The 26906-nt window shown below is 62.4% G+C and carries 29 protein-coding genes; 4 read left to right on the top strand and 25 right to left on the bottom strand.

Annotated features, from left to right (window positions below):
• Positions 1 to 250: 250 nt before the first annotated feature.
• Together AC0L2P_RS23415 and AC0L2P_RS23410 are read left to right on the top strand one after the other, a co-directional pair.
• On the top strand, positions 251 to 424 hold the full coding sequence (locus tag AC0L2P_RS23415) for a hypothetical protein (RefSeq protein ID WP_473504437.1): 174 nt from the start codon (positions 251 to 253) through the stop codon (positions 422 to 424).
• Positions 425 to 1009: 585 nt separating this feature from the next.
• Positions 1010 to 1447, top strand: coding sequence for an acyltransferase (locus tag AC0L2P_RS23410; RefSeq protein ID WP_473504435.1), 438 nt, complete (start codon positions 1010 to 1012; stop codon positions 1445 to 1447).
• Here the strand turns inward: AC0L2P_RS23410 and AC0L2P_RS23405 are convergent.
• The 15 genes from AC0L2P_RS23405 to AC0L2P_RS23335 all read right to left on the bottom strand — a co-directional run bounded on the left by AC0L2P_RS23405 (position 1437) and on the right by AC0L2P_RS23335 (position 17187).
• On the bottom strand, positions 1437 to 4568 hold the full coding sequence (locus AC0L2P_RS23405; RefSeq protein ID WP_473504433.1) for an SGNH/GDSL hydrolase family protein: 3132 nt from the start codon (positions 4566 to 4568) through the stop codon (positions 1437 to 1439). The genes AC0L2P_RS23410 and AC0L2P_RS23405 overlap by 11 nt on opposite strands.
• A gap of 154 nt (positions 4569 to 4722) precedes the next feature.
• Positions 4723 to 5097, bottom strand: coding sequence for a hypothetical protein (locus tag AC0L2P_RS23400; protein ID WP_473504431.1), 375 nt, complete (start codon positions 5095 to 5097; stop codon positions 4723 to 4725).
• A gap of 338 nt (positions 5098 to 5435) precedes the next feature.
• Positions 5436 to 5834, bottom strand: a complete 399-nt coding sequence (locus tag AC0L2P_RS23395; protein WP_473504430.1) for a hypothetical protein — start codon at positions 5832 to 5834, stop codon at positions 5436 to 5438.
• A gap of 213 nt (positions 5835 to 6047) precedes the next feature.
• Positions 6048 to 6662 (bottom strand): T6SS immunity protein Tdi1 domain-containing protein, encoded by a 615-nt coding sequence (locus tag AC0L2P_RS23390; protein ID WP_473504428.1) that lies wholly within the window; start codon positions 6660 to 6662, stop codon positions 6048 to 6050.
• On the bottom strand, positions 6662 to 8560 hold the full coding sequence (locus tag AC0L2P_RS23385) for a hypothetical protein (protein ID WP_473504426.1): 1899 nt from the start codon (positions 8558 to 8560) through the stop codon (positions 6662 to 6664). The genes AC0L2P_RS23390 and AC0L2P_RS23385 overlap by 1 nt, the downstream gene beginning before the upstream one ends.
• A gap of 25 nt (positions 8561 to 8585) precedes the next feature.
• A complete protein-coding gene (locus AC0L2P_RS23380; RefSeq protein WP_473504424.1) occupies positions 8586 to 9332 on the bottom strand; it encodes a hypothetical protein in 747 nt (248 codons plus the stop codon).
• On the bottom strand, positions 9332 to 9823 hold the full coding sequence (locus AC0L2P_RS23375; protein WP_473504422.1) for a hypothetical protein: 492 nt from the start codon (positions 9821 to 9823) through the stop codon (positions 9332 to 9334). Before AC0L2P_RS23375 ends, AC0L2P_RS23380 begins: the two co-directional genes overlap by 1 nt.
• A gap of 2 nt (positions 9824 to 9825) precedes the next feature.
• Complete coding sequence (locus AC0L2P_RS23370) at positions 9826 to 10485, bottom strand: hypothetical protein (RefSeq protein WP_473504420.1); 660 nt, start codon at positions 10483 to 10485, stop codon at positions 9826 to 9828.
• Between the two features lie 205 nt (positions 10486 to 10690).
• On the bottom strand, positions 10691 to 11404 hold the full coding sequence (locus AC0L2P_RS23365; protein ID WP_473504418.1) for a hypothetical protein: 714 nt from the start codon (positions 11402 to 11404) through the stop codon (positions 10691 to 10693).
• Positions 11405 to 11453: 49 nt separating this feature from the next.
• Complete coding sequence (locus tag AC0L2P_RS23360) at positions 11454 to 13136, bottom strand: phage tail protein (protein WP_473504416.1); 1683 nt, start codon at positions 13134 to 13136, stop codon at positions 11454 to 11456.
• Positions 13133 to 13735: a phage connector family protein gene (locus AC0L2P_RS23355; protein ID WP_473504414.1), complete on the bottom strand. Its 603-nt coding sequence runs from the start codon at positions 13733 to 13735 to the stop codon at positions 13133 to 13135. Before AC0L2P_RS23355 ends, AC0L2P_RS23360 begins: the two co-directional genes overlap by 4 nt.
• Before the next feature lie 286 nt (positions 13736 to 14021).
• Positions 14022 to 14267, bottom strand: coding sequence for a hypothetical protein (locus AC0L2P_RS23350; RefSeq protein WP_473504412.1), 246 nt, complete (start codon positions 14265 to 14267; stop codon positions 14022 to 14024).
• Positions 14268 to 14475: 208 nt separating this feature from the next.
• Positions 14476 to 15465 carry a Coat protein gene (locus AC0L2P_RS23345; RefSeq protein ID WP_473504410.1) on the bottom strand — a complete coding sequence of 330 codons (990 nt, stop codon included), beginning with the start codon at positions 15463 to 15465 and terminating at the stop codon, positions 14476 to 14478.
• A 12-nt stretch (positions 15466 to 15477) separates the two neighbouring features.
• Entirely contained in the window at positions 15478 to 16398 is a 921-nt protein-coding gene (locus AC0L2P_RS23340) for a hypothetical protein (protein ID WP_473504408.1), read from the bottom strand.
• Between the two features lie 216 nt (positions 16399 to 16614).
• Positions 16615 to 17187: a hypothetical protein gene (locus AC0L2P_RS23335; protein ID WP_473504407.1), complete on the bottom strand. Its 573-nt coding sequence runs from the start codon at positions 17185 to 17187 to the stop codon at positions 16615 to 16617.
• Positions 17188 to 17440: 253 nt separating this feature from the next.
• Here AC0L2P_RS23335 and AC0L2P_RS23330 point away from each other — a divergent pair, with 253 nt between their 5' ends.
• Positions 17441 to 17758: a YMGG-like glycine zipper-containing protein gene (locus tag AC0L2P_RS23330; RefSeq protein WP_473504405.1), complete on the top strand. Its 318-nt coding sequence runs from the start codon at positions 17441 to 17443 to the stop codon at positions 17756 to 17758.
• Positions 17759 to 17946: 188 nt separating this feature from the next.
• Here AC0L2P_RS23330 and AC0L2P_RS23325 read toward each other — a convergent pair whose 3' ends face one another.
• The 9 genes from AC0L2P_RS23325 to AC0L2P_RS23285 form a co-directional block, all read right to left on the bottom strand.
• Positions 17947 to 18270, bottom strand: coding sequence for a Bbp19 family protein (locus AC0L2P_RS23325; RefSeq protein ID WP_473504403.1), 324 nt, complete (start codon positions 18268 to 18270; stop codon positions 17947 to 17949).
• Positions 18267 to 20024, bottom strand: coding sequence for a portal protein (locus tag AC0L2P_RS23320; RefSeq protein ID WP_473504401.1), 1758 nt, complete (start codon positions 20022 to 20024; stop codon positions 18267 to 18269). The genes AC0L2P_RS23325 and AC0L2P_RS23320 overlap by 4 nt, the downstream gene beginning before the upstream one ends.
• Before the next feature lie 270 nt (positions 20025 to 20294).
• Positions 20295 to 21467: an acyltransferase family protein gene (locus AC0L2P_RS23315; RefSeq protein WP_473504399.1), complete on the bottom strand. Its 1173-nt coding sequence runs from the start codon at positions 21465 to 21467 to the stop codon at positions 20295 to 20297.
• A gap of 467 nt (positions 21468 to 21934) precedes the next feature.
• Positions 21935 to 22522, bottom strand: a complete 588-nt coding sequence (locus AC0L2P_RS23310; protein WP_473504397.1) for a hypothetical protein — start codon at positions 22520 to 22522, stop codon at positions 21935 to 21937.
• Positions 22519 to 23274, bottom strand: coding sequence for a phage terminase large subunit family protein (locus AC0L2P_RS23305; RefSeq protein ID WP_473504395.1), 756 nt, complete (start codon positions 23272 to 23274; stop codon positions 22519 to 22521). Before AC0L2P_RS23305 ends, AC0L2P_RS23310 begins: the two co-directional genes overlap by 4 nt.
• A 130-nt stretch (positions 23275 to 23404) precedes the next feature.
• A complete protein-coding gene (locus AC0L2P_RS23300; RefSeq protein WP_473504460.1) occupies positions 23405 to 24058 on the bottom strand; it encodes a terminase large subunit domain-containing protein in 654 nt (217 codons plus the stop codon).
• Complete coding sequence (locus AC0L2P_RS23295; RefSeq protein ID WP_473504393.1) at positions 24036 to 24440, bottom strand: hypothetical protein; 405 nt, start codon at positions 24438 to 24440, stop codon at positions 24036 to 24038. The genes AC0L2P_RS23300 and AC0L2P_RS23295 overlap by 23 nt, the downstream gene beginning before the upstream one ends.
• Before the next feature lie 3 nt (positions 24441 to 24443).
• Complete coding sequence (locus AC0L2P_RS23290) at positions 24444 to 24851, bottom strand: hypothetical protein (RefSeq protein ID WP_473504391.1); 408 nt, start codon at positions 24849 to 24851, stop codon at positions 24444 to 24446.
• Between the two features lie 238 nt (positions 24852 to 25089).
• Positions 25090 to 25368, bottom strand: coding sequence for a hypothetical protein (locus AC0L2P_RS23285; RefSeq protein ID WP_473504389.1), 279 nt, complete (start codon positions 25366 to 25368; stop codon positions 25090 to 25092).
• Positions 25369 to 25795: 427 nt separating this feature from the next.
• Between AC0L2P_RS23285 and AC0L2P_RS23280 the strand changes: the two genes are divergently transcribed.
• The gene (locus tag AC0L2P_RS23280) at positions 25796 to 26101 is read left to right on the top strand and encodes a hypothetical protein (protein ID WP_473504387.1); all 306 of its coding nucleotides are present in this window, start codon (positions 25796 to 25798) and stop codon (positions 26099 to 26101) included.
• 39 nt (positions 26102 to 26140) lie between these two features.
• Here the strand turns inward: AC0L2P_RS23280 and AC0L2P_RS23275 are convergent, their stop codons facing one another.
• Positions 26141 to 26572, bottom strand: coding sequence for a DoxX family protein (locus AC0L2P_RS23275; protein WP_473504385.1), 432 nt, complete (start codon positions 26570 to 26572; stop codon positions 26141 to 26143).
• Between the last annotated feature and the right edge of the window lie 334 nt (positions 26573 to 26906).

The following is a 26906-nucleotide window of genomic DNA, read 5'->3' as shown; positions in this document are numbered from 1 at the left end:
ATACCCGTCATCAAGATCGGCCGGGTTTATTTCACCTGGTGGTCGAACCGCCAGCGCCTGATTGACGATCAGTCGCCGGGGTAACGCCCCAATTCTTTCGGCCTGGCAGGCGCCTGGGAAGCCCGCCCCGATCTCCGCAGGCGAGCTCGCAAAATAAGTTGATGATGTCGCTGTTGACTCTTCCGTAACGGAAGGTCTCTACTTACCGCATTGCACACTATTGCTGCGTTGCACAACGGGAGTTGGACCGATGGCAGTGCGTATCAGATTGCCGGGCGGCACTCTGAAGATGAAGACCTATCGCGAGTTGCGGGCGCGGGAGCGCGACCGCCGCGTGCCTGTGATGAAGATGGGCTCGCTGTATTTTGTCTGGTGGCCGAAAAGCCAGGATTCTCACCAGAAGCCGCAGGACAGCAGACGCTAGCGGCTCCGCCGGCGACGGGTCGGCGTCGGCGATGAACCCTGACAATTCCGAAATACAACTCCAGCTGTAGGATTTCTGGTGGCGCTGCTGTGCCATTGTTGGTGCGGACACAATCCCGAGGGGCCCTCGCAGAGCAATTCTTCTGGCGTCTTTTCGGCAATTTTCAAACAGCGTCCAGGCTGGCGGACGCGAGCGTTTTGTAAGCTTGCAAACCGCCGTCCCTCGTCGCAATAACTAGGCCGTGAGGAGTCGCATGGATGATGGAGACTGACCTGCTTATTGCGAACAGCCAATTTCGGTTGTCGGTTCAGTTAGCCGAAGGGCAACTAATCCCACGCACAATCATTGATACGGACCTCGAAGACGCGGCGCCGGCATTCTTCGAAGGGTTATACCAACATTGGAAGCATTTCAGATTCTTTGAGCGATCGCAGCCTTTCGTTGAGAGGTTGTCAAAGCCGCACTTCGACCGTAACTGATATGCCATTCGTTCCATCATTCCTCTACCGCCTAGCCGGCATCAACTCCGGTCCCGCGACGAAGCTAAGTTTGCGGAGCGTCCGCAGTTTGCGGCGAGGCAAGCATGTGATCGGCGAAGAATGCATCCTTCACAACGTCTTTTCCTTTGATCGCCCCGATGCGATGATCATCGTTGGGCAGCGTAGCTACATAGGCAACAGCCACCTAGTTGCCGCCGAGAGGATCGAGATCGGTGATGACGTAATCATAAGCTGGGGAACTACAATCGTAGATCACAACTCGCACGCCACAGCATGGGATCACCGCAAGGCCGATGTTTCCGATTGGCATCAAGGAAAGAAGGACTGGTCCAATATCACTATCGCGCCAGTCAAAATTGAACGCGGCGCGTTTATTGGCTTCAACGCCATTATTCTCAAGGGCGTAACCATCGGAAAGGGTGCCGTGGTGGGAGCGGGATCAGTCGTGACAAAAAGCGTTGAGCCCTTCACCGTTGTAGCTGGCAACCCAGCCAAACCTATTAAGCCGGCCGTCACACCCTAACTAACGGAGCAATGGTCGTAGCCTGTTCGCCAGAGCCGACGTCGTTGGGATGGATGCCGTCTGTGACAGAACCTGTGCCGTTGGTGGTCAGCGTCAGGCCGTCGATATAGAAGATGTTGGCATCGCCGGCCGCTGTCAATTCGTTTACAGCCTCAAGCTCTTGCTGCCGGTAATCTGCGATCTTGAGGGTGAGCGCGTCATTAGCCGCAGAAATCCAGTTCGAAGAAACAACGTATATTTTGACCGTGGGCTTGATCGCCCGCAGATTGGCGATCAGTGCCTTTAGCGTGGCCTTGAAGCCGGCAAGCGACGTCTGCGCAGTGCGGTTGTTGAAATCGAAGATGATGAAAGCGACATCGGGATTGGTGTTGGCGGCGTCGGTTCCCCATGCAGACGTAATACCGGACGAACCATAGCCGAGATTAATGTGCTGCCAGCCCTTGGCGCGGCACAGTATTTCCATCCAGGTCTTGTCGATGCTGGTAGCGTTGAAGCCCTGGTCGCGGCTGTCGCCAAGGAACACCGCACGCGGCAAGGTCGAGCGCGGCGTGGGCAAGGTGATCGGCGCGCCATACGTCGTAAGGCCCAGATGCGCGATGGCCGCCGAGTAGGGCATGACGATCTCGATCAAGCGATCGGCGTTCGATGCGAAATCCAGCCGGACGAAGAACTTGCCGAGCGCCTGCGCCGACGTGAAATAGGTGTTGTGCACCCCGTCAACGAGGATCTGGCCCTTGCCATTGTAGCTGCCGCCGACGGTGTTGAGGTTCTGGAAGTGCGACACCACAGAGGTGGCCCGCGTCTTGAACCGGCGACGCCATCCAGGGTTGGCGTTCTGATAGCCGCCGAAGGAGATCGGCCGGATGCCGCTGACCTGTGTGGCCGAAGCCGTTAAGATCGCGGCATAGTCGCTGTCCTCGATGTTGGGATCGTTCGGAGCAACGTCGATGGCCGGAGCAGCGCCGACCGAACCGAAGTTGGACCAGGCCGTCAGCTCGGATGCATCCATCGTCCTAAGCCGGAGCGTCAGCTTGGCGATGGTGCCGCCCATCGGGAAGTTGCCAGAAATACCACCGCCGATACGCAGCCTGGTGAGGCCGGTCGGGACAGTAACGACACTGTCTTGCGCGCCAACCGAGCCGTCGAGCGCTACCTGCGCGTAGTTCGGACCCCACGACGCAGCCAGCCGTGTCGTCTTGTCGACAACCGTAATGCCGGGCAGGATGTTGGCCCTGACAACGTTCGCCTCCCTGACGAGGAACTGACCCCCACCTAGCGATGACATGTTGCATTCGATGTGGTTGTTTACTGTACCATCATCGAACTGCGCCATGGTGCGCTGGACGTTACCGGGAGCCTGTGTGCGACCCTCTACGAAAATCGATCCGAGCGCCGTGTTAAAGGGAATTGTGCTCAGGTCGATGCTGACCGCGTCGACGCCGCGCGAGAAGAGCGTGGTCGTCGTCACCATCGGGCTTGTTCGATAATTGCCATTCTCGTTCTGGGCAAGATCAATGGCAAAGCTGTCGCCGCTCGTAGCTATCTTGAAGCCGACATTCGGGTTGGCGAGCGTCTGCGCCGGGATGCTCATACGGTTCCAGTAGGCATCCGGAGGCGATACGTCGGTCCACGTAGCGCCACCATCCTCCGTCATGAACAGCGCATCAGTGCCGACGAGGGGTTTAATGTACGCCGTCTGAAAGAACGCCGCCGAGGCGAAGGTGATAGCCTGAAAGATGGTCGCATCAGCAGCAGTCGCGGTGATCTTCGACGCCGAGTTGGCAACGCCATCCAGACCGACTTGATCCTGCGCCACCGTCATGCTGGTCGCAACCCAGACGAGGGCCGACGAAGAAATTGTCTTGGTCGCGCCGCTTGTTGCCCCGGTCAATGTCCCGGTCATGGTGCCGGCACCGCCCGACAGGGCGTAAATGGTCGATGTCGAATTGCCCGCGCGATAGACGCCACTACCGCCGCCGCTTGCATTTACCGTCTCGCCGTCGACAAAGATGCCAGCGCCAGCGGTGACGGTCAGTTGGTGTGTGATGCGCAAAGAACGGTTCTGCAGCAGCCGGTTTGCCCGCGCCACCTCGGAAAGCACCCCCCTTGGCGCAAGCGACTTGTAGTCATAGGTGTAGCGGGGAACATTCGCCCCGGCCTGCTTCAGCAATCCCAACTTGTCGAAATACCAGCCGGCAGTCGTACGCGTCACGGTGAGCTTGGGTGTCACATTGCCGAAGAAGCGTTTTGCCGGGGCGGCACCATCTTTGATCAGGATGCTGGGAACTGGTGCGTCGAAAGCGATCGCGATCCCGCTATCGTCATATTGCAGCGCCGCCGACAACTCTGTCAGCGTTGCGGCCGAGCCAGAAAGTTCGACAGAGGCAGTGCTGGGAAACCGCTTGATTTCGATCGCCACGCCCGAAAGGTCGCGGTAAAGGATGAAGCTTTCCAGGGGATCGCCGGACGGCGCGAGAAAATATTCCCCTTCGGCCACGACTGCCAGACCTGCAATTGTGTCCGCGTAAACCTTCCCCGTCGCCAGGACACCATCGCGTGCGGCCTGGGCGCTGATGACGGCAGCCGCGGCCAGGACGGCATCGGAATTGGTTGCGGTCCGGTCGGCAGTGGTTTGTCCGGCATTCGCGGCGGAAGCGGCGGCACTGGCGCTTGCCTGGGCGGCGCTGGCTTCGGCAGCATCCTTCAACGCCTGGGTTTCATCGCGAAGCACTTCGACCTCGTCGACCACGTCGGCGATATCGGGTGGAACGGAGGCGGTTACCGTGATGACATCGGTTCCCACCACAGGCTCGTCGGCCCTGAATTCGAACACGCGGTCGACATTGACCGATCCGATCTGGGTGTGAACGGTCGTGCTTTTCTGCAGGGTACGCGTGGTGCGGGCGTCGGCGGCGCGGAACCATTCGCCTGCGCTTGCCGTATAGATGCCGTTTTGTGTCGGGTCGGCCTGGTCCTTGACCAGCACGCGGTCGCCGACCTCGGCCGGCACGCCGTCGATGACCTGCAGGCCGTGCAGGAGGATGTCGGCCGTGGTTGCGAGGCGCACGGGTTCGCGTTCGCCGGTCAGGAGACGAACGGCGGCAGTTGCAGGTCGGGACATGAGGTCTTGCTCCACAAAAAAAGCCCCGCACAAGCGAGGCTGGAAGGGGTTCAGTGCTTCGGGGGGAATTTAGGCTACACGGCCGGACACCGCGCTATCTGGCGCAGCCGGCGATTTACATTTTCCGGACCGAGAGCGGCAACGCGGTCGAGACCTACAGCAATCCGCCAACAAGCCTTCTTGTGCCGCCCATTGCCGCCAGCCCGCAGGCCATGCCGGCGCAGTCGGCGACCCAGTCGAGGATATCCATATCGCGCGCGATCAGCTGCGCGCCCTGAAGCAGCTCGATCGCCGCCCCGGTAAGAGCGAGGAGCACGACCAGCCTCGTCTTGTGTTCCGGCCAGCCGAGGCTTCCCAGCGCCGCCAACACCGCGAACGCCGCCGCGTGGTTGAGCTTGTCGTGCTGGAAGGTGAAGCCCATGTCCAACTCCTGCAGGAAGCGCACCGGCGAAAGCGCGAGCAGGAGAACAACGACCAAGGTGAGCAGAAAAACGATCCTTGCCATGGTCGGAAAAGTGTCTGTGCGCAACAGGTCAATCCTTCATCTGAAACAGGCGGCGATCCAGAAGGCACCGACTGGGACCGCTCTGCGGTTAGCAGGCCATAAGCCAGCATCGTGACCACAATCAGACCGCTGGCTAGTTGTGGGGCCACCCCCGGCCTGGTTGCCATCGCCGCAGTGAGCTTGCCGACAAGCGGCAACCGATCACTCTCGAAGTTCCGGCAACACCCTTTCGTCGAGAAATTTGAGACGGCTGCCCAACATTTCGGCGTTGGCTGGGCTAGCCGGCACATTGACCGGAGTTAGGTCTGCCACCGAGTCCCCCCTCGCGCAGCTTCGACCCACTCTTCCATGGCGCCGATATATCAATCCAGCGCCTCGTATGGAGTCTTGGCATCTACAGCCGGCAGATATGTCGGGGCCACATCGCCGACGATTACCCATATCCATGGGTCAACTTCTGGCCTGCCCGGAACAATCTCGAAGAGAAAAATATAGATTATGCCATCGGCACCGTATCCAAGGTACTCCCCCTTGATGTCTGAAACCCAATCATAGAAATCAAGATATTTTCGGGCCTCCAGACGTGCAGCATCAAGCTCTTCATCGCCTGTGCTAACGTTGTCAGGCGGCAGGCGCGTGACGCTGTCTAGATTCGGAGCAGCGTCATTCATGTTGTTTTCCACGTCTAAACTCGCCTTCTGCTTTTGCGATCTTCTATAGCCCAGCGCGCATAGTTCTCCAACATCGCTGTGGCGCTTCATATGATCGGGCCTAGTACGGGGTAGCATGTTTGATACATGATCTGCCCCATCATCGACTAGTGGTGTCTCATGAGACACATCCATATTCCAATCTGTGGCCGGATCCTTGGGCCTGGGCCTGAACCCGGAGTGCCGTAATAACCCATCGCTTTATTGCCGAGACCACCCCTGCCCCCTTCGGCCGTCCGCCAATTGCCGCCCAAAGTACCCTTTTTAGAGAAGGTCTCGGATATTGACAGGTGTTCCCGGTGGCAGGTCTTTCACCTTCGCAATAAGTTGGCCCGTTATGTGCCAATAGACCTCCAAGTCCGTCAGTTCCAGATTTTCGCTTTCGTCCTTCCCGTTTAGGAACAGCGGTATCTTGTACCCGATACACTGGTCATAAGCAGGCTCGGGGCCGCCGCTTTCCCGCCACTTCGCGTAGAATTCGGACGCCAAAGCCGCATCTTGGTACTCTTGGAGTTCGACCTCATGGAAGGTCCGCACATTGGCGGGTACCTCAAGAGCTTGTCCAGTGCCAGGCTCAAACATTACGACACCGGGTTCACCTTCTTCCGTCCTTCCGGTATCGGCTGCAAACGTTCTCCCAAGCCAATCGTAGCCGAAGCAGATAATCCGTCCGGTGAATTCAGGAAAACCCAGGCAAACCCTGGCGTTCCAACGCGGCACCTCCGGTGTACGGACGATACGATACAGACCATGCTTGAACGAGGCGCCGCCGAAATCGGTCAGCAACTCGTTCAATCCAACGACTTCGGTTGCCAGAGTACCGTTTTGTGATGCAATCGCGGCATCAATGGGGAAATTGCGTCGGAAGGTCTCGAACACTATCGATCTCCTATCGTTACCTTATTAATTCTTGTTCCCTCAGGCAGGTGCTTGATTCTGTGGCGTATCTGAGCACCAAAGCTCCGGTTAACACTCTTAGGCAGTGGGGCCATGTTCGGCAACGTCTCCGGACCGCGCAGTTGCAAATCAACTATGTGGTCCACGTCATGGTCCGCGGGGACCACATTGCCACCGGCTTTATATCTAGCACTGGCTGACGTTCTTGCGCGAACAGATCGGCTGACAAACTTCTCAGAGTTATTTAATACTTCGACTTTTCTATCTGCCGCAGCTCGTTCCTCGGCGTTCCACTTACGCATGTAAAACATGTGGAGATCGTGGCCAACAGGAATTTTGCCGGCGGCGCCACGATTGGCCCGTCCGTCCCCGGCAAGCGGCTCCGAAACTGCCTTGGAATCCAGAGGAACTGACGCGTCCGGGATTGCGGTACGATCTGCAGTTTCGAGGGACCCACTTGCCTCGGCAGAAACGGGATGCCGTACGTATCTTCCCACCAGTTGCCTGTAGATCCCGCCCAGTCCCTCTCCAATGATGTTGCCGCCGTGGCCCGACAACAAACCGCCGAAGACCCCGCTACCAACGTCCTGTCCGTGGCCAGAGGCATCGACTCTGCCATAGACCCCACCCTCGATGCCCATAAGGCCGGTTCGCGCGAGAAGGCCGGACAGACCTTCCATAGCAGCTGTGCCGAAACTGCCCTCGAGGGTTATGCCCGCGTTGCCAAGAGCACGGCTGGCCAGATACGCGCCAAGTATCTCTGCCGCGACGCCTGCGGAACCAGCCCGATCCCTCGCGTTTTGTGTTTCAGACCGGTGTGCTGATAGTTCGTCGTTGTAGCTTGCCCCCAAAATCAGGGAATCCATAAATGCCGCGAACTTGTCCGCATGGCCAAACGTTGCGCCATCGGCCATCAGCCGAACAGTGTCGTTGAGCGCAACAAGGGGCTTCAGGTACGCCGGCAGAGCATCGAACGCTGCCAGATTTCGGTTCACTCGCTCCTCCGCTGATACTGGAGCTGAGTTGTTTGAGATGCTTCGCGCCATCCGGGACTGGTTGGCGTCCGCGAGTTGCAGCACCATAGCTGCCTGAACACCCGGATCGGACGTGCCCGCGAACAGGTCGCGCAGAATTGCATCTCGCTCGCGTTGCGGCACGTTCTCGTCATTGAGTGTATTGACCAGGTCTTCGACAGCGGATTTCGGAAGCGGCTGGATGTTCTTGATACCAAGCTGCTTCTGCACGGCGACAGAGCGGGCGATCGCCTTCTGGTAAGCGTTTGGATCGTAACTGTCCGGCGTGGACACATCGTTCCACGCCGTGTCCAGGCTGGCGTCAACCTTGCGGGCAAAATCGGCAGGGGCGGCCGAGCGGGCGTACAAAACCTGCTTCGCCGCAGAAGCGGTTATCTCAAACTGCGCCTGATCCAATTGCGGCGTTGCGCTGTCCGGCTTGGGCTTGGCCGCCAGCACCTTCGCCTCAATGGCGTCGTTGGACATTCTGACCATGCCGAACGCCTGGCGCCCGGCATCCAGCGTCCTGTCGAGGTCCTGAGCCTGTTTAGCACCCTCCTGGACACCGTAAACGGCGGTGAAGTCTTCTGGATCTGGAAGTTCTCCGGAATACTTGCCGTCATACATGAGGGCGTCCGGCGCATTCTGGTAAGCGAGGTCGATGTTGGTGCGCGCATCGACCAGGCTTGCGGCAGTCGCTACCTGCGCCTTCTGCCCGAGGTCCTGAATCGCGTCCGGCGACAAGTCGGCAATCCAGGGTCCTGCGGCAGCCCAGGCGGTATTTCCAACAGGCCCTATGGAATCCGTGCGGATAGGTGTTTCGTCGGACGGAAGGCCACTTGCGGGCGCTTCGCGCGTCGCCAGCACGCTGGACCACCCGCTCGAGGTCCGCCTATAGCCTCGATGGTATCGTCCTTGGTCCTGCCGTCCGTCGCTGCCGCCTCAGCCCCCAGCATCTCGGCAGCACGCTTCGGGTCCTGGGAATCATCGCCTGGACGAGCGCCTTGGCCGTGTTGCTGCGCCAGGCAGCCTCGGCCGCGTGCCGGGCAAGCGGGTTGCCCATCTTGCCGATCAGCTCGAGCCCGCTCTGCCTGATCGCCTCGAATGTTCCGGTGTCGTTCGGGTCGCTCCGCGCGATTGAGCCGGTGTAGATTTCCTCGACCTTGCTCCACTCGGCCTGCTCATAGGTCTGGCGCCGCGCGTGCTGCTGCGCGGCCATGCGCGCCGAGCCGGCGAGCCGCAGAGCCTGCTTTTGCGCCAGGAAATTGGCGCGCTCGCCTTCTGGCACTTTCGCCGCGGTGTCGTCGAAGATCTGGTCGAACAGGCCGGGCTTGACGACGCCGTCGCTGCGCGGATCGAGCTGGCCATACATGAAGTCGTGCAGGCCGCCGCCGTCGGCCGGCGCGGTCTGCACTGCCACGGCCTCGGCGTGCGCGATGCGAGCGTTCAGCTCGCGGCCGATAATGTCGGCGTCGAACGCATCCTGCTGCTGCTTCTGCTGACTGAAGCGATCGGCAATTGCCGAGAGCTCGTCGCCAAAGCCTTGCATGGCGGCGCCCAGCGGCGAGGCGTTGGGATAGGAGGCCACATTGCCGGTATCGAGCCGGCGCTGGGCAAGCTGGAGCGGGATGGTGGCCATCAGTAGAGGCCTCCACCCGGCGCCGGCGGGAAGGCGCTTCTGCCGAACGTCACTGCCTTGGCCGGGTCGTAGAGGCCGGAAATGCCCGATACGAGACTGCTGCCGGCCTTGAAGATCGAGGCGCCCACCGCCTGCCTGCCGGAAAAGCGCGAAATCGCCGCCTGCGTGGCGAGACCGTTCTGGCGCAGCTGCGAGCCGTACTGGATCGCCTTGAGGTCGAGCTGGCCCTGCCTTGCATTGGCCGCCAGCACCTCGGTCGGCGAACCAGAAATGGCGACGCCCGAAGCGCCGGCCTGGGCGCGCGCCTGCGCCTGCAGCAGATCCTGCTTGTGGCGCTCCTGGCCCTGCTCGAAGGCCGAGCTTTGGGCGTCGGCCCGCGCCTGCTGTTCATAGGCTCTGGCCTGGTACTCGGCCATTTGCTTCGACTGCTGGCCTTCTGCCAGCGCACCGCCGACGGAAAGGGCGGTGCCGATAAGAGCTAGTGTGCACATGGTCAGCCTCGTTCGCCGGCGGGAATGAATTTGCTTTTGATGCCGTCGACCGGCGCGCCGATCGCTGGGCGCCGGTCGAGTACGCCGCCCGGGCTGAGGAAGGACAAAAGCAGCCTGTCGGCCTGGATTGCCGGGCGGCTGAGACGGGCTGGCGCAGCGGCCCGCGGGCCGGCCATGGCGCTGCGCCGGATGGTGGTCAGGTTGACCTTCAGGTCGACGGTGCCGTCGGCATCCAAAAGGCCGTTGGCGGCGATGATGGCCCGGTTCAAGGCATCGGCCGCGAACAGCTCCTGGCGCAGTTGCTCGATCAGTTCGTGAACGCTCTTCCAGCGCTCACCGAGGGAAGTCGCCTTTGTTCGGATCTCGGCGCCAAGCGCTTCAACGTCGACGCGGGCTTCGCTTCGGGATACGGCGATGCGGCGCTTGTCGGCCGCCTTGATCGTCTTCTCGATGAGCGCAATTGCATCGTCGCAGTCGTCAAGGGCGGCACGGGCTGCTGCCAGGTCGCCCTCGCCGAAAATCGCGCGATCCTCGGCCTGTTGCAGCTCCTGCTTGCACGCGATCGCATCGTTGAGGTCGGTATCGAGCGAGGCGATGACGGCAGCAAAATCGGCAGCCGTCCGCGCCCTGCCGAGTTGCTCGGCATGGGGGATTTGGGTCACGGTGGTTCCTTTTTGGGAGAAGCGATGGAGAACGGAGCGGGTGATCTCCCCCCTCGAGGGGAGATGGCCGGCAGGCCAGAGGGGGTCCTCTCGCGTGGAGCGCCGACGTTCTTCCCCCGCAAGGGAGGCGATGGGAGGCCGCGTCAGGACGAACCGACCCCCTCTGTCGCCCTCGGCGACATCTCCCCCTCGAGGGGGAGATTAACTAAGGCTCGGCGTCGAACACCGGCGTCATCGCCCTGATCGTGCAGGGCGTTGGATTTGTATGGCGAATTCTCACCCTGCCCTGCCCTTCCCAGCTATCGTCGATCGGCACCTCGACGTTGCCGGTGAACAATTTCGCCATGCCGTCGGGCGCAACCACGGACGGGATGCGAACGCGCTCCCAGCGGCCTCGCTGCAATGACGTGATTTCCAGCCCGGTCGTGTCGGTTTCCAGCAGGGACAAAATGACCTTGGCGACTTTCTTGCGGCGGCCAACGATCGAACCATCCTTGCCGCCAACGTCGAGTTCCAACGTGTCGGCGCCAGCCTCATAAGGAAGGCCGACGGCCCATTTCGCTGCCGTAGCCCCACCGGGCAGCGAAGCCGCGCCAGCGGCCACAGCAAGGCCCTTGTAGACCTTGCCATCGGCCAGGACGTCGACCGGTTGGCCTTCGAGATGATCGAGGCCGGAGACGACGTTGACGGCAGCACCCGAATAGGTCAGCCCGCAGTCGACCTCGAAGGCGTCCTCGATCGCCCCGTACTCGAATGGCACCGTCTTGATCTCGAGATAGCGCCTGGTCACGCCGCCGATGGTGCGCTTGACGATCAGCCACAGATCATCGTTGCCGTCCTGGCCGGGCGTTATCACGGCACTCTCGACCACGGCCCAGCTCGATCCGGCGAAGCTGCCGGCGATCTGGTGGATATGCATGCCGCGAACGTCTTGCGACGGCTGGTGCGTATAGCCACCGAGCTCCCCATTATCGAGCGGGAACCACAGCAGCGGATCGGGGTCGGTCTGGAAGGCGAGTTCGACGACACCTTTCTTCGGAATGTGCTCCGATATTTGACCGACATCGTCGGAGGTGAAACGGCCGGTGGCGTTTTGCGTCCAGCTCGGCGATCGATTTGCGGGAGCGGGTGACATAGAGGAACGACTGCCCCGCATCGACGGGACGCAGCGGCGCACAGCCAAAGGTCCGCGACCGGCGGTTCTTGAACGACGACGGGGTGAGAGCTTCGTCGATGCCGGAGCCAGACAGCGCCCTCACCCCGCCAAGCGTTCCGATGATCAGCGCACCGTCCGATTCCGCCACCCACGTTATGTCGTTGGCCTGGCCGCCACCTGCCTGCACGAATTCTAGCGCGTCGGTGTCTTTCTCACCGGTGGCGAAATTGTCGAAATCGCCTGTCCGGGAAGCATAGATCGAGAATTTGCGGCTAAAAGCGAGACGTTCTTCATAGAGCGAGCCGCTTTGAACATACTTGCCCGGAACGAACGTGCCGAGCCGCCAACGGGCGATCGGGCTAAGGTCGGGCAGCGCGTGTCCATACATCGTGACCTTAACCACCGTCGTGCTGGTGCGGCTGGTGATGCGCGCCCAGCGCCATTGCGCATCCGAGCCGAGCAGCCGAATGGCACGCCCCACATCGCTGGTCTGAAACCCGGCACCGTCATTGATGCCGACGATAGAGGATGCGGTAAGATCGAACGGCGTCTGGGTGTCGCCGTCTTCGTGCCAGCCCATTTCCGCGATGACGACGTTGGTGTTGTCTTCTGAGCCTGTGATCTTCAGTCGATAGGTCTGGTATCCGGCCTCGTTCTGAAATTCGCAGAAGCGCACCTCGCCGCGCGACCAGCCCGATTCTGCGGTCCGACTGTCCAGCGAGATCCAGTTCGTGCCGTCGAAGCCTTGGAAATCCCATGACACCGGCGCTTTGGGATCACCAGTCGCGGTCGCTCGTATCCAGTAGGCATCGCAGATTTTGGTCGCGGCGGCGAAATCGTAGGACACAAAGCCTGTCGGCGTTGCGAGTTGCAGGTCGGATTCGTTGTCCCGGTCAAATATTCTGAAAGCATCCGCAGTGCCGCCACTGTCCGCAGCGGTTCCTGACGGCGTGATGTTGTTGGTCATCAAGGGGTGGACCGCGCCACTTTCGGCCGGCGACAAGGTCGTAGCAGTCTTGTTGATCTCATCATATGGCCCGTCGAGAAAGATGAACTCGGCAAGCGTCCATGTCGTGTGCGCCGTGCGGGTCAGGACCTGTGGAAGATAATCGCTGTGTGTGATCCACATTTGGTCGGCGGACTGCACGAATTGCAGGTCGAATAGGTCCGCCTCGAGATAGGGTGAAACGACTTCGACCGTCCCAACGCGCGCGCCATAGGCATAGACGCGAATGTAGAGATCGCCGAATTCGAGCGCATAGGCCTGGTCGGCCGAGAAGATGAACGGGATCAGCCGTGTCGCCTTTGACGGAGCCTTCACCTCCGCGCAAAAATAGGTGCCGCCGCGCTTCCTGATCCCGCCATGCGGAAGCGTGACGAAGTTCGTGCATTTGGACAGCGCCGCCCGGTAAAGGTCGAGCGAGGCGCGAGCATGCAAGCGGGGAGAAATCTCGCCGCGGATGAAAGCGTCCTGGACCGGATAGAGCGTGGTCATCGGCCGGCGAACCTGTTGTCACCGCGCTGGAGAGCCCAGGAGGTTGTAGAAAATCTGCCGCCGCGCTGGATGGCATTGGCCGAATAGGCGGCATCCAGCGCCCTGTCATAGGCGCTGCGGGCGATGTCGATCATGCCCGACTTGTGAGTCAAGGGATGGGCGATCTTGATGGCGAGCGCCGCAACCAGCACTTCGCTGAACAGCGCGTCCCAGTCGTTGGGATCGGTCAGATTGGCGACATAGCGGATGACGCGCGGCCCCGCCTGATCCGAATAGATCAGCCCGGCCTCCTGCCGCCATAAGAGCGGAACGCCGTCCGGCTCGCCATTATGAGTCAGCGGCAAGGGCCGCAGGCAATCGGCGGGAAGCTCATAGGCGAAGTTCAGCGTGCCAGCGACGCTGCCGGTGTCGAAGCCGGCGACCGAGGCCGCCAGGATGGCGAAGACAAAGGCGTGCTTGGTCAATTCGGCCTCGCGGGTCAGGTCGAAATGCAGATTGAGCAGGCGCGCCGCCTTGGCGTCCTGGTCGAGGCTGTCGATTGGCGCCTCGTCGAGCACGGCGAGCGCCATATTGGCGATGTCGAGCGGGGTGATGGCCATGGCTCAGGCCTCCGGCTGTGGGGTTGGTCGGGGAAAACGGGGCATGGTGCCTCCACGGCAAAAAGCCGCTTCAAGGCGGCTGGGGATTTCTTTTGATTTTGGCTTGGGAGGAACGTTGCACGTCTCGTGCATGGGGCCGTCACGGCGCCAGCCGCCCGTCAGGAATGGGTGGCACGTGCTGCGTAATCCGTTTTTTCCCATTCGAGCAAGGAAGACGGCAATGCTTCGGCTATTGCAGTTTCACGACACCGCCGCGCGACGCGGCGATGTCTTGCCCTGAATTGTGTCAGCTGATACGTGCGCCGGTCGAGGTCCCTGTTTCGGCCGACTTGGCAAAGGCGCTTGGTTTCATCCTTCCGGCACCTCCCGCCATAGCCAAGCCCTTGTCCAGGGCATCCTGAAGGCTTGGTGTGTAGTAGGCGGTGTCTTGCAGGCCGCTGAAGAAGTTTATGCGATGAACCTCCCCTTTCTTGCTCATGACAATGCCCGCTTTTCGGAGCACTTCCTGAACTGTTTTGTACTTCATGTTCATAGTTACCTCCCTCGCCGAGACAGGCAGCATCGCCCTTTCTTGTAACTGCTTGGTGCCGTCGATTGGCCAAAGCGCAACATGAATGTTGTAGCGAACCCCAAAATTCACATCACTCCGGCGCAGCGCAGCGGGTGAACTTGGGATTCGCCACAGTGGCCGACCTGGCGTTCCGAAGGAGCGGGACGTCTGACGCCCGCCCTTCGCCCGATCAGGCCTCCGTGGTCTTCAGCGCGATGAACGTCATGTGCTTGACGCTCGACGCGGTGCGGTCCCAGTTGGCCGCCAGCGCCAATTCCGCATCGGTGGCGAATTCGCCGGCCGAGGACGCGTCGAGGAAGCGGGTGCCCGGCACATGCGGCACGAAATGCCGGCGGCCGACCATTTCGGTGACGCCGCCGCCATGGCCCTGCCGCGGCTTGCGGTCGAACTCCAGCGGCCCGCCTTCGGTGTTGACCGGCAGCTCGTTCCACAGGATCGCCTTGTCCTTGAACATGAACGCCGTGTAGACGCCGCCGGCAACCGGAATGTCGTCGTCGACGACGGCCCTCAGCCCCATGTAATAGGGGATCAGCGGCCCGCCCTGCTCGGACGACGGCACATAGTCGATGAGGTCGGCGAGTTTCAGCGCCTTCATCTGTTTCGAATGCATCCAGATCGTCTTGAACTTGTCGGCGCGGTCGCCCATCAGATAGGCGGCCTCGATGATGTCGGTGTCGACGATGGAGGCGCCGGTGATGCGCACCAGGTCGCCGGCGTCATTGGCGATGTTGTCGGCCAGCACGCCCTTCAGTATGCCGAGCAGCGTCAGCTTGTTGGCGCGCTGCCAGTAGTCGGTCTGGCGGCGCACGATGAGCTTCTGCGGATCGTCGCCGGCAAGGATCGAGGTCAGGTCCGGGATGCCCCAAGCCTGGGCACGGACATTGCGGGCCGCTACATCGCGGCGCGCACCGATCTTCTTCATCTCGATCGAATCGGCCGGGTCGTCGTTGACCGGTTCGGAGGGATCGTTGCCGAGATCCTTCCAGCCGGGCATGTCGACGGAACGCCCGCCCATGGAAAGCTTCGAGGTGATGGCCGGGTCGGAAAACAGGATCCCGGCCTGGTAGATGTCGAGCGACTGGACGTGCTCCTCGAACGAGTATTGCGCATAGACGGACGGAACGATCGCGTCCGCGATACGGGTATAGGCGTCTGCCATTTTTGTCTTCCTTCAGGTTTGGGTCAAAGAGGGTTGTTGGGCATCCACAGGTCGGGGTTTTCGCCGGCCTCGCGTGCCAGCCGCCGGGCACGCGCCGGGTCGCTTTTTGACCAGGGCCGAGATAGCGGTCAGGTTGCGCTCGCCGGCGGCATTGCGCTTGAAGGGATTGCCTCCGCTCAAGGTAGCATTGCCGTCGATCGTGTCTTCGCGGAACATCGCCTCGCCGATGGCGTGGAACGCCTTGGCGATCTGCGGGTCGGTCAAGGCGCCGTCCGGCAGAAGGATGCCCTTCGCCTTGTAGGCATTGACCAGGCCGAGCTTCTTCATCGCCCGGTTGGCGACCTCGAGCTTCTGGCGAAAGCCATCGCTGCCGGTCGGTCCCCAATCCCGCACGAGGTCGTCATGCGTCGCTTCGACCGAGCGGGCAGTGGCGATTTGCTGTGCCTTGGCCTGCTCGGCCATGTAGCCGACGAAGCGGTCGTGATAGGCCTGTGCGACCTTCGGGGTAGCACCGGCCTCGACCGCCCAGGCCTTGGACGCATTGGCGAGCTCGTCCGAATAGGCGAAGTTTTCGGGGAGCCCGTCGGGGCGCCGGTACTCGACCTTGTCGGGCGAGGTCAGCGGACGCATCGCCTCGGGCAACCGGGCATGAAACCTGTCCCAGTCTTCCGCGGCTGCATCGGCTGCCGGAACGCGCAGGCTCTCGCCCTGCTGCCGCTCCAGCTCCGCATAGGAGGCGAAAACCCGATCGAGGCTTTCAGGCTTGGTCCAGCCCTTGGTTTCGGCGAGCTTGCGGTTGCCTTCGGAAAGACCGTCAAACCAGCTTGTGGCCGTAGGCGGGGCGGACCCGTTGTCCCCGTTGGCCGGTGGCCGTGCAAGGTTGCCCGCCGGTGGCGCCGCCACCACGGACCCGGCGTCTGCCAGATCTGTCATGTGAGATTTCCTTTACTGAGAGTTTGAAGGTCGGTGATGAGAGCACCGGCGGTGAAACTTGGTATCTTCCCCCTCGAGGGGAGATGGCCGGCAGGCCAGAGGGGGTAGCCGCGCGTGGAGCGCCGACCTCATCTGTCGCCGGGGGTCGCGCCCGGTCGAACCGACCCCCTCTGTCGCCTTCGGCGACATCTCCCCCTCGAGGGGGGAGATTAGCGCCTACGCATTATCCCCCCAGTTCTCCCAGAGCAGCGTGATCGTGCCGGTAACGGCAATCGTGCCGTCGGCATCGATGTCGGTGCCGGTGGCAAACGCCAGGTTGAGATAGAGGTCGACCGGCGTCACGGTTCCGTCGAGCGTCAAGGCTGCGGCAACATCGGCAATCGACGCGCTCGACGGCGCGGCACCGGCGCCATCCAGCGTGCGGCCGGTCGTCGCCAGCACATTGATCATGGTCAAGGCGAGCGCTGGGGTCGACGCTGCCGTCGAGCCGAGCGACCAGGTCAGCGCGGCATTTTCGTTGATGGTCGACGCGCGGGTAGTCAGCACCGCGAACTGCAATCTCGCCGTACCGCCCTTGATTCGGATCCTGCCATCGATGAAATCGAACAGCTTCTGGCTGGCATAGGCGAGCGCATCGGTGACCGGCACCGGCATGGCATTGAAGGAGAAGACGGTGCGGTAGGCGCCGCCCTGTCCGGTCGTCCTGGCAGTAAGCCCCGCCTTGGGCGGGGCAAGGCCGGCTTCTCTGGCGGCGGCACGCGAAAGCGTCCGGGCAAGACCTCGGGTCATTTGATTTCTCCATTTTTGAGGATTTGAGGAAGAGTTGGCCGCTGCGTAGAAAAAGCAGATCGGGCGACATGGGGCCGTCAAAGATTAGTCTCGTTTGGGCATCGTCTTGGCGAGCCGTGGTCTCCGGCTGTCAGACAAAAACAACCATGTCTTATTTCGTGAGGCACGGTGCCTATGTTCCGCCGCAAATGCGACCGCACTTGGCAAAATCAGCCTGCGTATTAGTTCATAGGCCTCAACGGAGTACCAGACGATGACCATGTCCAAAGCCATTGCCGCCATGCTCGTGACCGCCGCGCTGGCAGGCTGCGCGCAGACCGAAGCACAGCAGAGAACCAGCACCGGTGCGCTGCTCGGCGCCGGCGCCGGCGCGCTTGCCGGTCAGGCGATCGGCGGCAACACCAAGAGCACGGTCATCGGTGCCGGAGCCGGCGCCTTGCTGGGCGCCGTCGTCGGCAACGCCACCACGCCGCAGCGGCGCGGCGAACAGCTTTGCCGCTATCAGGACCGCAACAGCGGCCGCATCTACACCGCCCCCTGCGACGACCGGTATTATAACGGCAATTATTGAGCATAGCGCTGGTCTTCCCTTCTCCCCTTGTGGGAGAAGGTGGCCGCGAAGCGGCCGGATGAGGGGTGTTCCAGGGAACACCGACGCCTCATTTTCTTCCATCACGCCTCATCCGTCTCGGCGCTAAAGCGCCGATCCACCTTCTCCCACAAGGGGAGAAGGCGTCACCAATGCCGGTGCCTCACCGCCTACCTCCCTTCCAGCCTCGCCGCCTTCTCCAGCGCAGCCAGTTGCGCTTCGTCCAGCGTCAAAAACCCCATAATATGCTGCACCACTTCGGCGCGCGCGTTGCTGAGCGCACTGTGCAGCTCGAAGCCGTTCGGCGTCTTGGTCTTGGCCAGCCACTCGCCGTAGGATGGGCGGCGGTAATAGCCGGTCGCAGCGGTCAGGTCGGCCAGCACCATCTCGCCGTCCTGGCCCGAGAATACCCTGAGATGGGCCTTGGCCAGCGCGTCCCGCGCCTTGGCCGGGCCGCCGGCCTGGCTGGAATGGGCGAAGCGTTTGCGGCTCATGCGCCAGCGCCCGGCACAGCCGGACCGCCCGGTATATCAGCCTGCCCACCCTGCAGCATGCCTTGCAGCCCATCGAGCAGGCCGCTGTCGCGCGCCTGCACTGCCGCCGGCACGGCATCCTTGGCCACCTTGCCGGCGGTGGCGGCGGCCGCCATGCCTGCTTGTGCGGTTTGCGCCTTGGCGCGGGCATCGCGAATTTCGGCCACCTCGTCCTGTCGGCGAAAGATGCGCTGCGGGCTGCGGCCGGCGCCCTGCACGATCTTCAGCGCTTCGTCGCCGTCGATATTGTCCATCACGCCGGGATCGAACTGTGCCATCTGCATGGCGGTAGTGACCACCTGGATGGTGTCGCGGGCTTCCGCCGAGCGGCGCAGCACGTCGAGCGGCCCGGTGAAGGTCGGCCGCAGCGCCTTGCCGGCAAGGCTCGCCGGCGGCAGGAAGCGGCTGTCTTCCTCGTAAAGTCCCTTGTCTTCGAGAATGCCCAGCTCGCGGTCAAGATTAGAGGCAAAACCGGCCTGGATGATCGAACCGGACGGCCCGAGCAGCGCGCCCTTCTCCTCCTGCCGGATCAAGGCTTCGGTCGCCGTCATCTGGGGGTTCTGCACCAGCGTCTGGAACAGGTTGACGAACATCATGTCGCGGATCTCCTCGGCCCGGCTGTCGGCATAATTGAAGGCATAGGTCGGGTTCTGGCCGGTGGCGATCGGCGCGATCAGCGGCCGGCCGGCATCGTCGATGAGACCCGGATAGTTCTCGCCGGGATTGAGCACCGGCACATAGTCGAGCCGTGCCTTGGAGGCGGTGGCCGGATCGGTGATCTGCTGCAACGCCCGCAGGCCGGAGCGCCGCACGGCGTTCTCCTCGCGCACGGTCGTCAGTGCCTCGATGGTCGGCGAGATGCCGTAGGGATCGCCCTCGTAGCGGCGCCAGTTGAAGCACGACACCGGGAACGAGCGAAAACCGCTTTCCCTGACGATCGCCTCTTCATCCTCGATGACGTGATAGGAAGCGAACGCGGTGTCGAGATACTGATAGGATCCGCTCAGACTGTACATCTTGCGCTCGTCGCGCGGCTGGATGCACTGGATCAGCGAGATCTTTGTCTCGCATTTCGAGGGGTCATCAACCAGCACTTTGATCCGCGCCGGCAGCTTTTCATAGCCGAGCAGCTGCGCCGCCTGTCGCGCCGTGCGCTCGTAGCGGCGGTGGAAGATATCGACCTGGCCCCAGCGGTTTCGCGAGAGATAGCCCTCGACCACGGGGATGGAGGCATAGCGGATCAGCGTGCCGCCAAAACCTTCCTCGGCATAGAGATAGGCCGGGCCATAGCGCACGACATTGCGCAGACACGCCTGCGTTGCCGGCACAAAGTTCGAATTGGCGGAATAGCGCAGCGAAAACAGGAAATCGCGCAGCGCTTCCGCCCATTCCTTTTCCTCGTCGGTCTCCTCGTCGTTGATGGCAGCAGTCGAAAGCCCATGCCATTTCTCCGATTGCGGGATGATCAGGCTTTCGAGCCCGGCCGCCAATCGGTTGGCGGCCGAGTTGATGGTATTGGCGTAGACACGCGCACCGCGCCGCTCCTGCCGCTCGGCCTGCGAATCAAGGCCGGCCTGGCGGCGGCCGCTCCACATATCGGGCGCATCGGGATCGCAGAACTCGGACACCGCCTCCCAGACATGCTCGTACTGGCTGCGCTCGCTCTCCAGTTCAGCCTGTCGCGATAGAATATCGCGAGCACGGGAATCGCTCATGGTCAGCCTCGCTTGATGAATTCGATTGGAAAAATGGCGGGAACGCCGAAACCGCCGATCTCCCCACTCGTGGGGGAGATGGCCGGCAGGCCAGAGGGGGGCGCGAAGGATCGCAAACCTGTTTTCTTATTATATTTTCCGACCGGGTTCGCCCAACCGGAATTCGCCGAACGTCGCAGTTACAAGTAATCCACAAGCCGGCGGGACAGCGCCCCCTCTGCCCTGCCGGGCATCTCCCCCACGAGTGGGGAGATCGGCAGTTTCAGCCGATTATGCGCTGCCCTCGAGCGCCGGGCTCCGCCCAAAACGCTGCACCACGAAACGGCCCATCTTCTGGCCGGGCACTTCGATCAGCGTGTAGGTGATCCAGGACAGCAGGCACACCACCGGCAAGACGAGGGCAGTGACGACCGCGAAGCGCAGCGGCGCCGACAAATCATGGCCGAATTGGGTGATGACCAGAGCCGCCACCGGCTGAAGAACCAGCAGATGGATCAGATAGATGCTGAAGGAAAGCTCACCCATCAGATGAAAGAACCTGTTGGCGAGCGTCGTGGCGATCTTCCTGGCCACGATGCCCATCATTCCCGGCAGCATCCGGTAGAGAACCAGGGGAAAGAAACCCACGACGAGTGCTTCGCGCATCAAAAACTTTCCAAGCCCGTAGCCACCGCCAAACGGCAGCGCGGCCAGAGTCATGGCCAATGCCAGATGCACGAAAGGCCGCTTCTGCCTTTGATGGACGACGCCCGCCAGCAGCATCCCGCACAGGAAAATCTGCATCTTCAGCGGCAGGAACGACGGCATCGGAAAGTGGACCGATAGTTGTCCCATCAAGAACACGATCGCGCTGCCGATCGCCGCGACCAGAATGGCGCTCCATACCCAGGCAAGCCTGCGCACCAGCAGCATGATCGCCGGAAACACCGCGTAGAACTGCATCTCCAGCCCCAAGCTCCAGTCGGGCAGCGGCGTGCGATAGGCGAAATTCGGCACCAGGCCGAACAGGAACGACAGATGGGCGCCGATATTCTTCAGGCCGCTGTCGAGATAACGCTCGGGCGCCTGCGGCGACCGCAGCAGGAACTCGTCGATGACCATCCTGGACTGGTAGAGATAGGGGCCGAGCGCCAGGGCAGCGAACAGCATGACATAGAACAGCGGCGCTATCCTGAAATAGCGGCGGGTCCAGAATTTCAGCCAGGTTTCCGGCCTTTGCCAGGGCTCCTTGTCCTGGCGCCACTGGTAGTGGAACACCATCAGGAAGCCGGACAGCATGATGAAGAGGTCGACGCCGAGATCCGGTTCGCCGATGATGGGAATCTGCCAGCCGGTCAACAGCAGGCAGTGCCCAATCAGCACCCAGATCGCGGCGAGCGCCCGAAGCCCGTCCAGGCACTCGATGCGCGATACTTCCGTCATGCCGAACTTCTCGATGGTCATGTTGCAATGCAGCATGGCGGCTGAGGGAGGAATGTCAACCGTGCGGAGGGAACACGAATTGCGCTTGGTTGTAACGGAAAACGCGGAAGCTGCCTTGACCTTCTCCCCTTGTGGGAGAAGGTGGCCGAGCGAAGCTCGGTCGGATGAGGGGTGTTGGACCGATCGCTATCTTGGGGAGATAAGCTCTTAAAATCGCTAAAGGTTTTTTCGCCTCATTCCTTGCAGCACCCCTCATCCGGCTCGGCGCTGCCGCGCCGACCCACCTTCTCCCACAAGGGGGAGAAGGAAGAACCCTCACCCGCCTCGCTTCTTCACCAACCTTGCATGCCGGCGCCAATACCACCAGGCCAGCACCCGGTTGCGGAACACTCGTCTCATCGCGCCCATGTCAAACCCCCAGCAGCACGCGGCGCTGGCCGGTGAGGTCGCCGGGCGACAGATCGGTCTTCACTGTTCCGGCGGTGCCGTCATTGGCCGCAAGCTGGGCCCGCAACGCGGCTTCGCGCGCCTGCACGTCCTTGTCGGCAATGGTCGGTGTCGGCGGCAACGGCTTCAGCGCCGGCGGCTTTTGAAAAAGGCACATGGTTTTCTCCAAGGGTTCTTGTCCAGTCGAAGAGCAGAAAATCCTCGCCGTTCCTGCCGTAGCCCGGCAGACGGCAGCGTTGCGTCGCGCCGAGCCGGGCAAGCCAGCGCAGCGCCAATTCATTGGCGGCCAGCGCTCGCGCCTCGACCCGCCATGCGCCGCGCGCGGCAACTTCAGGCCCGAGCACGGCATGAAAAAACTCGGTAATCCCAGGCACGCAGCGCCTCACACGGCGCGTGCCCCAGCTCCAGGCGATCCACAGCCCGCTCCGCTGCTCGGCAGCGCCAAAGCCGGCCTCCGGATTGCCGTCGAGCTCCGCGACATAGGCAAATCCCTGCAGCGCCGTCAGTGCCAGCAGTGCCGGCGACCACTCGTCGAACTGGCAGTCGATCTCGGCCCGGTCCTCTGGCCGGAGGTTGGCGGCGATGTAGGAGAGGTCGCGCAGCGTGGCGGGGATGATGCGGATGGTCACCGAAACGCCCCCAGCGGATCGGCCTGCCCCGCCTTCCGCCTCGCGGCCTTGAACACCGCCGGGTCGACCACGGCTTCCCTCAGCATCATCACGCCATAGCGGGTCGCCGCCATCAGATCGTCGCGCAGTTTCACCACCTGGCCGTCCCTGCGGTGATAGAGGCGGAACTCCTCGAACCACGGCAAAAGCGTCGAAAACACCTTGAAGCGGCCTGATTGCATGCGGTCGAGCATCTCCATCAGTCCGGCCTCGACCGAGACGGAACCGTCGGCGAACTGCGCATGGCTGGCGAGCATGTTGAGCCCATGCGCGGAATATTGCCTGGCAAGCGCGGTGCCCGCACCTTCCAGCGTCTCGCGGCGGCCGTCGCGCGGCCATGCCCATGGCAGCCATTCGCCCCACGGTTTTAGCGTCAGCGCCTGCATGGCCGGGGTCTGCTGCGAAGCGCGGCAGGCCTTTCTGACATAGACGACGTCGGCCTCCGTATCCCAGGCGAGCTCGACCGCCGCCGACGGATGGTCCCAGCCGAAATCCAGCGCGCCGAGCCTCGGCCAATAGCGCGGCAGCGGGAACGGCTCGCAGGCGATCAGCTCTTCGGCCACCGGAAAGATGCGGCCGGAGCCGAGCACCGGAATGCCCTTGGCGCGCGCCTCGCGCTCATGCGCCGGATAGGCGGCGACGATCGCGGCACGCTGGTCGGGCGTATAATGCCCGGCATCGTCGATGGTCATGAAGGTGACGTGGCGGGTCATTGTGCACCCTCGCGGCATTGAATCATTTTGGCAGGCGCCGGACGTATGGTGCTGTTCGTCAAAGCACTTTTCCGATGGCAGGACAGAGGGGGGCGCGAAGGAACGCGAGTTGTACGAGTTCGCAGCCCTATCACCGCTTCCCCATTCCGCCCACCTGCTCAGCCGATAAAAACAGCAGCACCACATCCGACATGCCGAGCAGCGGCGTGAAGGTGACGATGGTGATGCCGCCGGTGGCGTTGGTGCGGGTCAGCCCCTCGGAATAGATGTCGAGCGGCGGCTCCTCGTCGAACCAGACGCCGTGCAGCGTCTCGCCCTGCCATTTCTCGCGACCCTTCTCGTAGCTCTTGAACGACAGCACCGATTCGTCGGCCTGGACATCGCCGCCGCCGCCACAGCGCACCACGACGCTGTCGAGTGCGCCCGGCGCCCGTCCCGCCATCGTGCTGACGAGGGCGTCGGCCGGGATCATCCCGGTGCCCCAGGCCGCCTGCTGCTGGGGCGGACCGATCAGGATGCGCTGCGGGTTGTCGCGCGTGCTTTCGCCGGTGACGCCGGCCGCCCACATCCGGACCGGACAATCGAAAACCTTGCCTTGCCACCAGTCTGGATAGCGGCCGGTGAGATGCATCGCCCATTCGGCGCCGCCGGCCCTGGTCTTGCCGAGCTGATTGCCGGCCATGAACAGGCGCTCGCGATTGGTCGCGCCGGCGGCGTGGAACTCGGCCTGTGGGGGATAGGGCTGGTAGGCGGCAAGCTGGTTAGTGCGGCGCCTCCGGTCCAGCTCCGCCAGCAGGCTGAGATATTCCTTCCTTGCCGCCCGGCTGTGCGAGGCCTTTTGCGAGGCCCGGCTCTTCGAGAAACGGCCTAAGGACGGCTTCGAGGCCGCGGATGCGCTGCCTGATTTCGTCATCGCTCAATGCATCCAGATTGTTGATGTTGACACTAAGATCCTTGGGCAGCACCGACAGCACGAGCTTCAGATACTGATCGGGCTTTTCGGCGCGCACCTCGGCGATGACGCCGGCGCCATGGGCGCGAAAATCGGCGCGGATCGCTTCGAGGAAGCCGTCGGCCAGCGTCTTCTTCGGCCGCCTGGTTCGGCCAGGCTTGCCAGGTACTTGATCCTGCGGCTGCGGATCGCCGGCGGAAGGAGCCTTGGCCATGCCCTACTCCGTCGTCCCGGCGGAGATCGCCGGCTTCTTGTTGGCTGGCCGCACGATGCGCTTGCGCGGCTTGGCCTTCTTGCCGGCGCGTGCCGACTTCGGCTTTCGCAGCTGGCTTGCCGGTTTCGCATCAGTCGTCGTGCCGGGCATCATCGCACCGGCGTCAGGCAAGGCGTTCAGCCCTGTCCTGAGAATTGCCGCCGCCTTACCGTCGAGTGCTGCCGACGCGATGCCGAAGCCGCCGACCGCATCGACGGTACCGCCACGCAGCATGCCGATCCGCACGCCGGCGGCGACCAGTTCGAAGCGGCCGATGCGTGCATAGGGTGCGGCGCCGGCGAACTCGCCAATGGCGCTGACGACCTCGTGGCCGTCATCGTCGGTGATGATGGTGGCGTAACGGTTGGACATGGGATGTTCTCTGGGGTGGGCGCACGGGGGCGCGTTAATCTGAGGATCGTCGAGGTCGCGTTCCGTCGCGACCCCCTCTGTCCTGCCGGACATCTCCCACAAGCAGGGAGATTGGCTGTCATCATCGCTTTCGCCAATTTTGTAGGATGCAAAAAAGGTGCCGTCGCCCAAACTGCCGATCCCCCCTCGTGGGGGAGATGCCAAGTGGTGGCAAGAGGGCAGGACAGAGGGGGCGCTGTCACGCCGACTTACAGCCGGCAGCACGCACATCATTCGATCGAAAGGAAGCCTGAAACAAAAAACCCGCCTCGGCGGGCGGGTCGTTGGAGCCAATTAGCACCATACCCAGATTAGTAGCATAGCTGCCGGCACAAAGCAAGAACAAAATGCGGCGCGGCGACAGAAAAATGCAAATTTCGTTCAGCGCCTCCGCCGCCAGCCGGCAAGCTTGCGTTCCTTCGCGCCCTTCTCTGCCCTGCCGGACGTCTCCCTCACGAGGGGGAAGATTGGCTTCCATCGCCGCTTTCGCCAATTTTGTAGGGTGCAAAAAAAGGCGCTGTCGCCAAAGCTGCCGATCTCACCCCTCGTGGGGAGATATGCGATCCACCCTCCGCAGCTGCAGCGCAGCTGCTGCGGAGGACGGGCAGGACAGAGGCGGCGCTGTCCCGCCGACTTCACAGCCGGCAACACTCGCAACGTTTGGTCGAGCATGGAGCCTGAAACAAAAAACCCGCCTCGGCGGGCGGGTCGTTGGAGCCAATTAGCACCATACCCAGATTAGTAGCATAGCTGCCGGCACAAAGCAAGAACAAAATTCACCTGAGACGCGAAAAAACGCAGAGTAGCCGATTGGCGAAGCACACCGGGAAGTCCGACGAGACGCCGCCGTCCGGATCAGAACAGGCATTGGCGCGTTTGAACCCTAGCCAATGGGAGCAAAAGCCATGAACGTCGCCAATCTGCAACTCGAAGGCCTGCTTATGGCCATCGCATCGATCAATCAGGTCCTGGTCCGCAAGGGCGTGCTCTCCGTCGAGGAGATCGACATCGCCTTGCGCAGGGCCGAAGCCAGCGAGACCAACGAGGAAAGGTCCGAAGGCATGTCGGCGTCGAGCCGCGATGCCGTCAATTTCCCGATCCGACTGCTGGAGTTGGCCAATCAGTGTCAGCCGGAGACGGACATGCCGTCCTTCTCGAAACTGGCGCGCATGGTCGGTCAGATCAAGGAACCTTACGACGACCAGATGTGACGCGGCGACCAAGGATGACCGCCGCAGCAAGCTTTGGCATCACGCCCTGCCAAGCTTCAGCGCCAGGATGCGGCCCGGCCCGTGCACGGCGGCAAACAGCAGCCCGGCCAGGAAGGTGAAGTGATCGATGAAGAAGCCGAACTCCGCCTGGTTGCCGGCCCAGTGCGACGGCCCGTGGAAGGCGAAGCCGAGGAACAGCACATAGGCGCCGGCGACCAGCGCTGCCCAGGAGAAGAAGGCGCCGGTCAGGAAGCATAGGACGAGGACGACCTCGAGCAGGGCTGCGCACCAGGCCAGGAACAGCGGGAATGGAAACCCAGCCGCCGCGATATAGCCGGCGGTGGCGCCGATATCGACGAATTTGAACATCACGGCCATCAGGAAGACGGCGGCAAAGATCAGGCGGGCGACAAGGATTGCCGCGATCCGCCACGGCGACTGAACGGTTGATTGAGCGGTTTCCAAGGTCATGATGTCCTCCCAAGAGTTGCGATGGTTGTGCCCCAAGGACGCACCACCAGCCGCAAGCCCGACATCATCCCCCGAAAAACCTGAGAGATACAAGCGCGTAGCGCGTTCGACATTGCAGAACCTGGGTTCCTCGCCCTCACGAAGTGGGGGAGAGGTGGCGCGGCGAAGCCGCGACGGAGAGGGGGCCTGCGCCGGCAAAGAAAAGGCCCCTCTCCGGCCGCGTCGCGGCCACCACAACCCCCCGTCGCGCCGGGCGGGGCCCCCCCGCCGGGGGCTGCCCCACCGTGGCGCCCCGGAGGCGGATAGGCGCCCCGACCGGTGCATACTGGGGGGC

The sequence above is a fragment of the Mesorhizobium sp. WSM4836 genome (assembly GCF_055811815.1).
Note: the sequence above shows the minus strand (reverse complement) of the source record. Positions and strands in the feature narration are given on the sequence as shown.

Bases quoted from the DNA above. Each gene is read 5' to 3' on its own strand.
- AC0L2P_RS23415 (WP_473504437.1), top strand. From the start codon at position 251: ATGGCAGTGCGTATCAGATTGCCGGGCGGCACTCTGAAGATGAAGACC.
- AC0L2P_RS23405 (WP_473504433.1), bottom strand. From the start codon at position 4,568: ATGTCCCGACCTGCAACTGCCGCCGTTCGTCTCCTGACCGGCGAACGC.
- AC0L2P_RS23395 (WP_473504430.1), bottom strand. From the start codon at position 5,834: ATGAAGCGCCACAGCGATGTTGGAGAACTATGCGCGCTGGGCTATAGA.
- AC0L2P_RS23380 (WP_473504424.1), bottom strand. From the start codon at position 9,332: ATGGCCACCATCCCGCTCCAGCTTGCCCAGCGCCGGCTCGATACCGGC.
- AC0L2P_RS23375 (WP_473504422.1), bottom strand. From the start codon at position 9,823: ATGTGCACACTAGCTCTTATCGGCACCGCCCTTTCCGTCGGCGGTGCG.
- AC0L2P_RS23365 (WP_473504418.1), bottom strand. From the start codon at position 11,404: ATGCATATCCACCAGATCGCCGGCAGCTTCGCCGGATCGAGCTGGGCC.
- AC0L2P_RS23360 (WP_473504416.1), bottom strand. From the start codon at position 13,136: ATGACCACGCTCTATCCGGTCCAGGACGCTTTCATCCGCGGCGAGATT.
- AC0L2P_RS23355 (WP_473504414.1), bottom strand. From the start codon at position 13,735: ATGGCCATCACCCCGCTCGACATCGCCAATATGGCGCTCGCCGTGCTC.
- AC0L2P_RS23350 (WP_473504412.1), bottom strand. From the start codon at position 14,267: ATGAACATGAAGTACAAAACAGTTCAGGAAGTGCTCCGAAAAGCGGGC.
- AC0L2P_RS23345 (WP_473504410.1), bottom strand. From the start codon at position 15,465: ATGGCAGACGCCTATACCCGTATCGCGGACGCGATCGTTCCGTCCGTC.
- AC0L2P_RS23340 (WP_473504408.1), bottom strand. From the start codon at position 16,398: ATGACAGATCTGGCAGACGCCGGGTCCGTGGTGGCGGCGCCACCGGCG.
- AC0L2P_RS23335 (WP_473504407.1), bottom strand. From the start codon at position 17,187: ATGACCCGAGGTCTTGCCCGGACGCTTTCGCGTGCCGCCGCCAGAGAA.
- AC0L2P_RS23330 (WP_473504405.1), top strand. From the start codon at position 17,441: ATGACCATGTCCAAAGCCATTGCCGCCATGCTCGTGACCGCCGCGCTG.
- AC0L2P_RS23325 (WP_473504403.1), bottom strand. From the start codon at position 18,270: ATGAGCCGCAAACGCTTCGCCCATTCCAGCCAGGCCGGCGGCCCGGCC.
- AC0L2P_RS23320 (WP_473504401.1), bottom strand. From the start codon at position 20,024: ATGAGCGATTCCCGTGCTCGCGATATTCTATCGCGACAGGCTGAACTG.
- AC0L2P_RS23315 (WP_473504399.1), bottom strand. From the start codon at position 21,467: ATGACCATCGAGAAGTTCGGCATGACGGAAGTATCGCGCATCGAGTGC.
- AC0L2P_RS23305 (WP_473504395.1), bottom strand. From the start codon at position 23,274: ATGACCCGCCACGTCACCTTCATGACCATCGACGATGCCGGGCATTAT.
- AC0L2P_RS23295 (WP_473504393.1), bottom strand. From the start codon at position 24,440: ATGGCCAAGGCTCCTTCCGCCGGCGATCCGCAGCCGCAGGATCAAGTA.
- AC0L2P_RS23290 (WP_473504391.1), bottom strand. From the start codon at position 24,851: ATGTCCAACCGTTACGCCACCATCATCACCGACGATGACGGCCACGAG.
- AC0L2P_RS23285 (WP_473504389.1), bottom strand. From the start codon at position 25,368: ATGGAAGCCAATCTTCCCCCTCGTGAGGGAGACGTCCGGCAGGGCAGA.
- AC0L2P_RS23280 (WP_473504387.1), top strand. From the start codon at position 25,796: ATGAACGTCGCCAATCTGCAACTCGAAGGCCTGCTTATGGCCATCGCA.
- AC0L2P_RS23275 (WP_473504385.1), bottom strand. From the start codon at position 26,572: ATGACCTTGGAAACCGCTCAATCAACCGTTCAGTCGCCGTGGCGGATC.